This window comes from Pseudomonas asuensis (assembly GCF_014646755.1).
GTDB lineage: Bacteria > Pseudomonadota > Gammaproteobacteria > Pseudomonadales > Pseudomonadaceae > Chryseomonas > Chryseomonas asuensis.
In genome coordinates this window covers 17979-27996 of the sequence record NZ_BMNW01000019.1, presented here as the reverse complement: position 1 = coordinate 27996, position 10018 = coordinate 17979, and the positions used below count along the sequence as shown (strand labels likewise).

Sequence of the window (10018 nt, the reverse complement as noted above, 5' to 3'; positions counted from 1 at the left end):
GAGGCTAGCGAAAGGGGCGAGGTCGAGGCGCTAACGAGGTTCATGCAGAGGGTCCTTATGGCGTATTAAAGGTTCTGTGTGGTAGCCCTTAGCGCCTGGGTTCCCGTGGAGTCTGCTTGTCGTCCTTGGGGTATACCTCAGCGACTACATCAATTGACTATCTGCTGCAAAAAGGAGGCTCATAACTTGTGGTAGTACAGGTAACTCCGCCAAAATTGAGTCTTTCAATCAATTGTCTAGTAGCTATCTAATGGAACGTTTATTTGTTTATGGCACCCTTGGCCCTGGTCGTCCTAATGAGCACGTAATGCTTAATATTGGTGGCTCTTGGGAAGAGGCAAGCCTCAAAGGCAAGCTGATCAAGGAAGGCTGGGGTGCCGATATGGACTTTCCGGGCTTAGCGATTGCTGACGATGGAGAGGCTATTCATGGTCATGTTTTTGCCTCCGACAACCTTGAGCAACATTGGGATGCTCTAGATAGCTTCGAAGGCAATGAGTACAAGCGAGTTCTTGCTACTGTAACGCTAGCTAGTGGTAGCACCGTTAAAGCTTATGTTTACGCGCTTCGTAAATTCTCCTAAGCAACATTTATAAAGGCTAGTCATCAGGCTTGATGACTAGCCTTCAAGCTAAACATAAACATTCATCTTTCCTTGTCTCAAACGCCATTTTTGTCTTTCTGATAGATATGTTTATCTCGTCATTAGGGTGTACCGCATTAGCAACAGTGGCTGGCTATCGCTTGGGTGTAGCGATAAATAGGTTGGAGGACTTAAACGACTACATCGCCTAATCGCTACATCTAACGACTACGCCTGAGCACTCAGTTGAGACTTGCGCTGGGAGCCAGAAACAACATAACGGCCAGCAGCAAAGGAAACGGAACAAGAAATCTGTTTTTGCATGTTATCCGCCTCACCGTATGCCTGCGCTGCTCCTGGCCTACTAGCCCTTAGGAATCGTTTCAGGGCGTAAATGGGGAAGCATGTGCGCCACATAGTCAGCCTTGCCAAGGTTGATTCTTTCGCTACGCAAGATTGAATAAGCCGTCATGATGTAGAAATAAAACTGAGCCAGCGTCCAGCCTCGGGCATATTGCTCAGCGGTCAGATCGAAAATCATACCGTTGGGAAGTTCATGCACAATTGGCTGATCCAGCTTTGCATCCAGAGCGTCAGGAGCGAGGCCATTAAGTAACGCGACCGTTTCATCAATCCGAACTTGTGCATCCGCAAGAGATCCAGGTCGCTCGCCAGCACGTCGCCCTTCTTCAAGCAGCTCATTGATAGAGGCTGGGAAAGCCGCTCCTCCAAGACGAAAGATAGCCTCTTGAGCCTGCACGCACGCAAAGCGAACCTGAGTTGACAGTGGATACATGTCTGGCGCTAGACGTGCAGATAGCAACGCTTCCGCCTCTGCCTTCGTTACCTGCTCCTGAGCCTTTTTGATGACAGACAAGAGATCTATCTGCCCACATCTCCTCTCTCAAATAAAGCATAATGTCCATAACGACCTTCTCCGGCCATGTTCAATATGCAGCTCAACTGAAAGTATTGTTACCGCACGGAAAGCCAACTCACCGGTCCCAATGATTATGATTCTTGAGGAATAGTGATCGATGAGACCCGATACAGATACGCGCAATATTGTTGTCATTGGCGCTTCTGCTGGAGGTGTTCAAGCATTGACTACATTGTTTGAACATCTTCCTCATGATCTTCCCGCTACTTTTCTAGTTGTGCTTCACATTCCAGCCTATGCGCCCAGCGCGCTACCTAATGTCCTCTCACGTGTGACGGCAATGCCCGTTGTAGCAGCTGATCACAACCAGCCTCTAAAGGCCGGGACCGTTTATGTGGCTACGCCGGATCGGCACCTTATCCTGGAGGAGGAAGGACTACGTGTTACGCGAGGTCCAAAAGAGTGCCGGGTAAGGCCAGCCGTGGATGTTCTGTTTCGCTCAGCCGCAGTAAGCCATGGCGCTCGCGTGATCGGCGTAGTCCTTACAGGGGCCCTTGATGATGGGACAGCAGGGCTCTGGGCAATCAAGGACAGGGATGGGTTAGCTCTGGTGCAAGCTCCATCCGAAGCGATGCATAGCTCAATGCCTGAAAGTGCTATAAAGCATGTAAAGGTCGACTTTGTAGGTTCCCTCGACGCGCTGGCTCAGCAGATAGCTGAGGCGGTGGGGTCACGGGTAGAGACTCAGCATTCGCGTCCTGCTAAGGAAAGACATGTCATTGAGAATCAGATCGAACTTACAGGCAACGGCATCGAGACTGGAGTCATGAACCTGGGAAAAGTATCGAAATATACCTGCCCTGACTGTCATGGCGTCCTCGTACAGATTGAAGAAGGGTCGATTGTTAGGTTCCGTTGTCACACCGGGCATGCATTTTCAATGAAGACGCTTATTACTGAAGTGAACGAGGCAATAGATACCGGACTTTGGGATACCCTGCGCGCGATTGAGGAAAGGGTTCTCCTGCTGCGGCAAATGGCCGAGCTTGCCGATAAGGCAGGCTCATCCGATGAGGCCAAGCAGTACCGCCACCAGGCTGACGAATCGGAAAAACGACTAAAGCCGCTACGTGAACTTGTGCTAGATCCAAGCTTTTTCGGCCATGACCAGGCTGGATGAACGCTAGATCAAGGTAATCCGAAGGATTGTGTTAGGTATCGAGCATAAGACCAAAACGGTCTTATCAAAGCAGTGGCAACAGCCTATGAAGGGTCATGGAGCCAACGGCCAGGACGACATGGTGTAAAAACCACTTGTACCATGTTTACATGGGAAAGTTATCAACCATTTACTTTCCCCTCCTCTTAATCTAAATCGCATACCTCCATAAGCTCTATCCACAGAGCACATCTTCGCTCTATGGATAGAGCTTAACGTTCATTGGCACATATTTAGCAAACGACGCACTCATTCAAAATCTTGGCGTATGTCTATGTACATGAGTGGGATGCCGCGAATGATGAGTAGATTTGGTTTTCTATTGGCTCTCATTGGAACCTTGTGTTTGATATTTGGGTTTGCTAATCCAATCGCATTGTTATGTGGGGTTGGAGCCCTATTTTGTTCTGCTCCGATAATTTACGTAGCGATTCTGAACAAGAAATTCAGGAACTAAGGACAAGAAGGTAATTAGAAAAAAACTAGCCTGCGGTGTCTAAATAGCAGAGGAAGCCGAGGCCCATAGTCATTGATGCATACACAAACGACTACAGAGAAATATTTATAGATCGGCATCAACTCTATAAAACGCGGGAGTCCTACTTTCATAGGTCTTCTGCTCTGTCCTTTAGTAAGGGACTAAGCATGAGTTGAAGCGCTACCCTTGACCAGAATAATGATCAATTCTTGTAGCTCATCTTTAGCCTCATCGGCAGTGATCTCTTTGTTGGCCGCGGCATTAGAGAGTGCTTCAGCTGCGCCTATCATTGCCTTCAAACTAGCCAGTCTAAGTTCGCCTGAATTTGTAAAAGGTTCAAAGATCCGCCGGCATTTATCCATAAATACCGACTCGTATTCGCGTCTGATCTTTTCAAGTTCAGGTGTACTGGCCAATGCGGCGATCACGCTGGGAATTTCGCGGCCTTGAAACAGCACGCAATCCACATATGACGTAGCAATGACATGCGCCTTACTTTCGAGCGTTTTTTCACTAGCCTCAAGAGCTGCGTCCATGAGTCTTGTCTGGCGTATATCAAAATCCTTGTACAGTTCAGCTAGCAGGCCGGAGCGGGTTATGAACTGGCTATAGACTACAGGCTTGGTTACCCCAGCCTGCTCAGCCAGTCGGCCAAGAGTCAGGGCTTCGGTGCCCTCGCTTTTTATCAGCTGCCACGCTACATCCAACAGTTGTCTGCGCCTCTCCTCCCGAGTGAGCCTTCGTCGTGGTGATACCTCGTTAGCTACTTTCTCTCTTCTGCCGCTTGACATCGCTATATACCATTAGTAACTTAGCTAAACTAATATACTAAAAGTATATAGCTGCGACGGTACACTCTCAACTTGCATCTATAGGTATCACTATGCACGCCCTTATCGTTGTTGCTCATCATGATCCCAGATCCTTGACACACAGCGTTGCTAGCCAGATTGCGCAAAGTATCGATACCGCTACTGTCGGCCACACCTATGAACTGGCAGACCTTGCACAGGAGCGTTTTGACCCTCGCTTTACAGCATCAGATCATGCAGTACACCGCAAGGAAGCCGCGCCTCCAGCTGATGTAATTGCTGAACAGGCACGCGTCGACCGGGCCGACGCTCTGGTGTTGGTCTTTCCCGTTTATTGGTGGTCAATGCCCGCTCTAATGAAGGGCTGGATCGATCGCGTCTTTTCAAACGGTTGGGCGTTTGACTTCGGCTTGGAGTCCACGCTTGTGAAAAAGCTTGGCCACCTAGACATTCACTTGGTTGGAATTGGTGGAGCTGATGCTGCTACCTATACTCGCCATGGTTATACAGAGGCTATGAGGACACAAATTGATCATGGCATCTTCAATTACTGCGGGGCTAACGTTGCAAGCTCACAGCTGTTGCTTGACTCAGAAACCGATGGGGCGGATAGGGCTTTACAAGCAGCCAGAGAGCTAGGCCAAAGGCTGTTCACTGCTGCGTAAGTCCTGAAATGCAGCTGGATAAGAGCCATGTAGTCGCAGCCTGCATGGTGATCCAGACGGAAACTTCACTACTGATCGAAGTCATGAAGCTCAAACAGGGTCGCGGCGGCACGCGCGTAGGCGTCGTCACCAAGTTTGCCGTCGAGCATACCCAGCAGCGGTCGTCTATTTCGTATCGAGACGGCCACAGCGAGGGATGGTCTGTGCGTCCAGAAACAGTTATTACCAACAAAGCGTTATTCGAAGACTAATCAACTTACACTCCAAGGAGGGCAACCATGTTTTTTTCGCTTCTGGCAGTCACTTTTATTGTTGCGCTGGCTGTATCGGCCTTGGTAGTAGCTCTTTTCAACTCATCCATCAAAAACGTTCTGAGTAGAGTGATCAAGGACGACGTAAGTAGTGCGTGGCATCGCTACATTACCTTTGCGAGCTTCGTAGTTGGAATCTCTGGAGGAGTCAGAATTTACTACCTGGAGCGCTATATCAATCCGCCATCCAAGAATGGCGAAATTCTGATACTGAACTCTGAGCGCTGGACACTCGAAATCTACAGGACAGTCATTGAGACACTGCAAAGCATCGCATGGATGTACCTTGTTGTTTTCGTAGTGGCCTTGATCGCTTTTGTAATAGTTCGTGCAACTGAGGCAAGGTACTCCAAAGGGTAACTTATGTTGATTTATTTAAGGTATACCCTAGCGATTACAGCTTGGAGCAAACAATAGACTTTGATTGGGGAGTATGTACATGCAGCTGCGCTTAATTAAGCGATAGACCACCGTCTACAATTAAGGTGTGTCCGACAACGTAGCTGGCCTCATTGCTTAGTAACCACAGAGCAGCCGCTGCGATTTCATCAGGTTTTGCAAACCGTTGAATAGGCACAACTTTCTCAATTTCCTTCCTATCAACTTTGCCTTGATTTACACGAGCTTCCCATCGTGGCGTCCATGTCACGCCAGGCGCGACCGCATTAATTCTGACGCCCTTGGCAATAGCTTCCGCGGCTACAGAGCGTGTAAGTCCTTCAAGGCCATGTTTAGCAGCACTATAAGCTGCTGCGCCTGGAGTAGGTCTTATCCCATTGACAGAGCTGATATTCACGATGGCACCACCTGATGTCATCAGGCCTAGCTCATGCTTGAGACACAGCGCAGGCACCCATAAATCACTTAACAGGGTACTTAACAACTGGCTGTTTTCTAGTGACTCGAAGTCTCCTCCTGACTCAAGGGCTGGAGAGGCGTTATTTACAGCGAGATGTATACTTTTGTATGTCGTTCGGATGTAGTCGAAAAGGAGATCTACTGATCCAGGCCGAGATAAATCTACTTCCTGAAAATCTACGGCTTCGCTGAGGGTGGGGTTTGCCTCTATGCAACCTTGCCAAGTCGACCTACTTCGGCCACACGTGATGACATAGTAATCTTTGGCCGTTAATGCCTCGACGATAGCCAGACCTATGCCCTTTGATCCGCCAGAAACAAAAGCATACCCCTTACGAGATGGCTGCACAGTCACCCTCCATTGCAAGAAAACAGTTATAGAAGCTTTAGCAGTTGCCATACGCTTTACAAGCCAAAAACATCCATGATGAGAATGGTGATGGTCTGAGCTATAGATATTCTTGTGCCGTCATTAGGGTATACCCCCAGCGACTACACGCAGTAAGAGGTCATCACGTAAGGCTCAAACGATATGACCTCAATTATATGGTCAATGCTGTTAGCTCAAATGGAGCACCACGGCTCCTGCGAGCACACCAAGGACACCCGCTACTTGTACGGGTTGCAAACGCTCTTTAAGGAAAAGAAAGCCCAGAATGGCGGCTACACCGCCAGATAAAGTGCTGATTACGGTGACAATTGCTACCGATCCATAGGTAGCGCCCAGAGCAAAAGTAGAAAAGCCTCCTAAATTCAGAAAGCTGGCACCTAGCAGGCTTGAGTAGTACCTCATAGGGGGCAGGGAAAACTGCAAGGATCCCTTAAGAAGCATTCCGGTCAATGACACTAGTCCAACGGCATAACCTAGCCATAGCATGGCTGTAGCACCCAGCTCGGGCAGTGCATATTTGCCTTGAAGCCAAAAGCTACAGCCATACAGGAGGGCAGCAAAAAGCGCATAGAGTACAGCCTGTGTAGAGGTATGCTTTTTATGTTCGTCACCCTCGGACGATAAGGTAGCCAAGATGACACCGGCCAAGCAGACCCCAAGGCCGGCTAACTGGGTTGCGCTTAGAGTTTCACCGCTAAGCCAGGATAGCGTTGCTGTTACTACACCGTATGATGTGACTAGTGGGGCTACTATTGATGCTTTTCCAATAGCAAATGCTCTTGATAAAGAAAGAGAGCCTGAGACTGTGAAAAGAGAAGCTATGAAACCAGCCACCCAGCCACTCGAGGAGGCGTTAGCTGCTTGAACTAATAGTTTGGGTAGGCATAGAAGAAGCAAACTCATGATAATGAAGCCTACCAACTGTCCAAAAAATACGGCTTTCTTAACTCCGACTGCCCTAGCGTTGATACCTACCAAAAAATCTGTAGCGCCCCAACACAGAGCAGCTAGCAGCCCCATAAGAACGTCCATGCTTAGCCTTCTAATTAGTTCTCAATAATCTAAGCACATTCATCCGCATGTCGACAGCTTTGAAGGCTGTGAGAAAAGACCTAACTAATAGCTTTTCTTGTGTAGTCATAAGGGGTACCCCAGCGGTAACAGCTGCTGGTTATCGTATGGATGTAGCGGTAACTAAGCAGGAGGATCTAACGCCTACGCCTGAGCGCTCAGTTAAGGCCTACACTGGGAGCCAGGGATGGATGGCATCCATGATTATTTAGACGCCTGTTTCCCGGTAAGCCGGTAAAACAGTACCAGTTGTGACCGATCCCTTAGTACACGACTGCTGACGCCTACAAACTCAACGGTGCTCTTTCCATAAATTGTATCCAGATAGTCCTGCGGCGATAGCCCAGAACTGATCGGCTGATACTCAAAGTGAACGCCCTACACGTTAAAGAATCCATCATGGAAGAATCAGTCATTCGCTCCAGGATTGGCACATACAATTCTAGTCAAGCCAAGAACTCATCCTATTTTCTAGGAGGCAGTAGCGCCTTGGGGCCAATCAGTTCTGTCATGCACGCCTTGCGATCAAAGGAATACGCCCAGGTGCAGCCTGCCTGTTGTGTAGCGACCATGATCATGCAGTCCTATTGCTGAAATAAGTCCAGAATCACCAAAGATCCGCTAAATGACAACAAAGCGCGCTAGGACTGCGTACAATTCGGTACAAATCAGTTAGCTATAAACATGCCACATCGAATAGGACATCGCCCCATGGCCTCACCCGACAAACAACGCAAACGTACTCAGCGAGCTAAGGACAAAGCCAAGCAGAATCGGTCTAGCAAAGCCAAAGCGAAGGTCGGGTCCCAACTACTGGCCAATCCGCTGGTCAACGAGCCATTCGACGATGTCGAAATCGACCTGAGCACCTTCAACTTCAAGGATATTGAAGAGAACGGTTTCGATCCGGCGGACTTCGACGATTTGTTTCAGGCGATGAAGGCTGCCGAAGGCATAAACCTGCTCGCCATGTGCTTGGTGTTTTTGCAGTACCCAGTGCTGGAACTGGTAATCGCTGAGGAAGGAGAAGAGCCTGCCATCGACTTCATGATGGGCCTGCTCATCGTCTATCGCGGCATGTTCCACAATGATGACGAGGAGGCTGCTGTGAAATGGATTGGTGGCAATACCTTCCAAGCTGCTTATAACGAAGCGTCGACGATCCTGCAGCAAAAGAAAGTACGCGGCGCCTCAACAGCACAGATTCAGTAGGCCGTAGATTAATTACACTGGCCACTCCATTGGGGCGAGACCAAACACTTGTATTAGCTTATCCAATGGCAGCTTTTGGCCGAACGTAGCCGGTTGCTGCCGCCCCCGGACAAAAACAAAACTTGAACAGAGGGCGACAGCAAGCTAGCAGACTCTTTCTCAGAAGATTCACGTAGGCTCAAATCATAACAAGGTCAAAGACTTTGATTGAAGCTTAGCTACCGCCCTGCTAACAGAGGCTACAGCCTCCTCGAAGAGATAATCGATATTGCCAGAACAGTTCATTCGTAAACAGCTTACAAAGTCCCCACCTACTGAGAAAACTCTACCTGACGCTAGCTGGACACCTTCGTCTAGTATCGCCCTGTTCACATCGTCCGCAAGCACTCCCTTTGGAAGCTCGATCCAAAGGTAGTAGCCACCAACGGGGCTGGTTACATTATATGGAGTGATAAAGTGCTTCTCCAAAAGCGCCTTAGCTTTCGCTATGTTTTGCCTGTAACGATCACGCATCCTTCTAAGGTGGGCCTGATAGTCACCTTTTTGCATAATTTTCGCGATAGCTTTTTGGGCTGCCGTAAATGAACTTCCGGAGCTGATGTACTTTTCGTGGAGGATCAACTGGTAAAGCGGACCAGGCTTGACCCACCCAATTCGCAGACCAGGAGCCAACGTTTTAGAAAATGAACCGCATAATATTACCCGCCCACAAACGTCGAAAGACGCAATCGCACGTGGTCTAGGATACGAAAAGGACAAGTCGCCATACGTGTCATCCTCAACGATATAAAAGTCGTGCGCAATGGCTAGCTTCAATAGTCTATGACGCCTCTCAGATGACATAGAGAAGCCTAGCGGATTGTTGTTAGTTGGATTCACAATGACCGCAGCAATTTTGTATTTCGACAATGAGATCTCTAGGGTCTCTAGATTTATACCATGTACTGGATCAGACGGAACCTCCAGAACTTTGATTCCAAGCGCTTTAAGTATATGTATAACTCCATGAAAGCCTGGTGACTCTACCGCTACTATGTCGTTAACTCTGCAGATAGACCTTAACGTGCATGAAATCGCCTCCTGGCAACCGCTTGTAATTATGATTTCTTCAGCAGAACATTTAACCTTCGCATCGGCCAACTGCCTCGCGATCTGCTCCCTAAGCACCAATGAGCCCATGACACTCTCGTGAAACAGCGCATGTTTGGCCTGATCTTTGAAATCGCTTGAAAGATGCTTAAGCAGCGAGTCTAAAGTTGGAGTGAACACATAAGGCATGCCTCTGCCGAGCTCAAGGCGAACGTCACTGTATTGCTGAGAAGCGAACCTAGATATTTCATCCCACCCGGCGATTGCTACCGGGTGAATATCCTGAACCCTAGCTTTGCTGTACTACAGATTGTCTGGAAAGTCGTAGTTATTAGTCTGCTCATGCATAGGTGTTGCCTTCCATATCTCAGCTACCACGCAGGTCACTTGGTGACGATCAACTTAATGACCGCCAGTATGGTTCCTCAACCTACCTCTCTGTGGTTTTC

General features: G+C 48.7%; 11 protein-coding genes. 6 read left to right on the top strand and 5 right to left on the bottom strand.

Features of this window, described 5'->3' with window-relative positions:
* Window positions 1-250: 250 nt before the first annotated feature.
* Window positions 251-583 carry a gamma-glutamylcyclotransferase family protein gene (locus IEX86_RS23225; RefSeq protein ID WP_188868543.1) on the top strand — a complete coding sequence of 111 codons (333 nt, stop codon included), beginning with the start codon at window positions 251-253 and terminating at the stop codon, window positions 581-583.
* Between the two features lie 364 nt (window positions 584-947).
* Here the strand turns inward: IEX86_RS23225 and IEX86_RS23220 are convergent, their stop codons facing one another.
* Window positions 948-1460: a DUF1993 family protein gene (locus tag IEX86_RS23220; protein WP_268239887.1), complete on the bottom strand. Its 513-nt coding sequence runs from the start codon at window positions 1458-1460 to the stop codon at window positions 948-950.
* Between the two features lie 160 nt (window positions 1461-1620).
* On the opposite strand from IEX86_RS23220, the gene IEX86_RS23215 reads away from it, so the two are divergent.
* Window positions 1621-2643, top strand: a complete 1023-nt coding sequence (locus IEX86_RS23215; RefSeq protein WP_229685469.1) for a chemotaxis protein CheB — start codon at window positions 1621-1623, stop codon at window positions 2641-2643.
* A gap of 678 nt (window positions 2644-3321) precedes the next feature.
* On the opposite strand, the gene IEX86_RS23210 is transcribed toward IEX86_RS23215, so the two are convergent.
* A complete protein-coding gene (locus IEX86_RS23210; RefSeq protein WP_188868542.1) occupies window positions 3322-3951 on the bottom strand; it encodes a TetR/AcrR family transcriptional regulator in 630 nt (209 codons plus the stop codon).
* Between the two features lie 92 nt (window positions 3952-4043).
* On the opposite strand from IEX86_RS23210, the gene IEX86_RS23205 reads away from it, so the two are divergent.
* Genes IEX86_RS23205 through IEX86_RS23195 form a run of 3 tightly spaced genes read left to right on the top strand, consistent with a single transcriptional unit; the run spans window position 4044 to window position 5308 of the window.
* Window positions 4044-4637, top strand: a complete 594-nt coding sequence (locus IEX86_RS23205) for an NAD(P)H-dependent oxidoreductase (protein WP_188868541.1) — start codon at window positions 4044-4046, stop codon at window positions 4635-4637.
* Between the two features lie 8 nt (window positions 4638-4645).
* Window positions 4646-4888 (top strand): hypothetical protein, encoded by a 243-nt coding sequence (locus IEX86_RS23200; RefSeq protein WP_188868540.1) that lies wholly within the window; start codon window positions 4646-4648, stop codon window positions 4886-4888.
* Window positions 4889-4915: 27 nt separating this feature from the next.
* A complete protein-coding gene (locus IEX86_RS23195; RefSeq protein WP_188868539.1) occupies window positions 4916-5308 on the top strand; it encodes a hypothetical protein in 393 nt (130 codons plus the stop codon).
* 91 nt (window positions 5309-5399) lie between these two features.
* Here the strand turns inward: IEX86_RS23195 and IEX86_RS23190 are convergent, their stop codons facing one another.
* Both IEX86_RS23190 and IEX86_RS23185 read right to left on the bottom strand, forming a co-directional pair.
* Window positions 5400-6155, bottom strand: a complete 756-nt coding sequence (locus IEX86_RS23190; protein WP_229685468.1) for an SDR family NAD(P)-dependent oxidoreductase — start codon at window positions 6153-6155, stop codon at window positions 5400-5402.
* A gap of 210 nt (window positions 6156-6365) precedes the next feature.
* Complete coding sequence (locus IEX86_RS23185; protein WP_188868546.1) at window positions 6366-7217, bottom strand: EamA family transporter; 852 nt, start codon at window positions 7215-7217, stop codon at window positions 6366-6368.
* 762 nt (window positions 7218-7979) lie between these two features.
* Between IEX86_RS23185 and IEX86_RS23180 the strand changes: the two genes are divergently transcribed.
* The gene (locus IEX86_RS23180; protein WP_188868537.1) at window positions 7980-8480 is read left to right on the top strand and encodes a hypothetical protein; all 501 of its coding nucleotides are present in this window, start codon (window positions 7980-7982) and stop codon (window positions 8478-8480) included.
* Window positions 8481-8663: 183 nt separating this feature from the next.
* On the opposite strand, the gene IEX86_RS23175 is transcribed toward IEX86_RS23180, so the two are convergent.
* A complete protein-coding gene (locus IEX86_RS23175) occupies window positions 8664-9659 on the bottom strand; it encodes an aminotransferase-like domain-containing protein (RefSeq protein ID WP_188868536.1) in 996 nt (331 codons plus the stop codon).
* Between the last annotated feature and the right edge of the window lie 359 nt (window positions 9660-10018).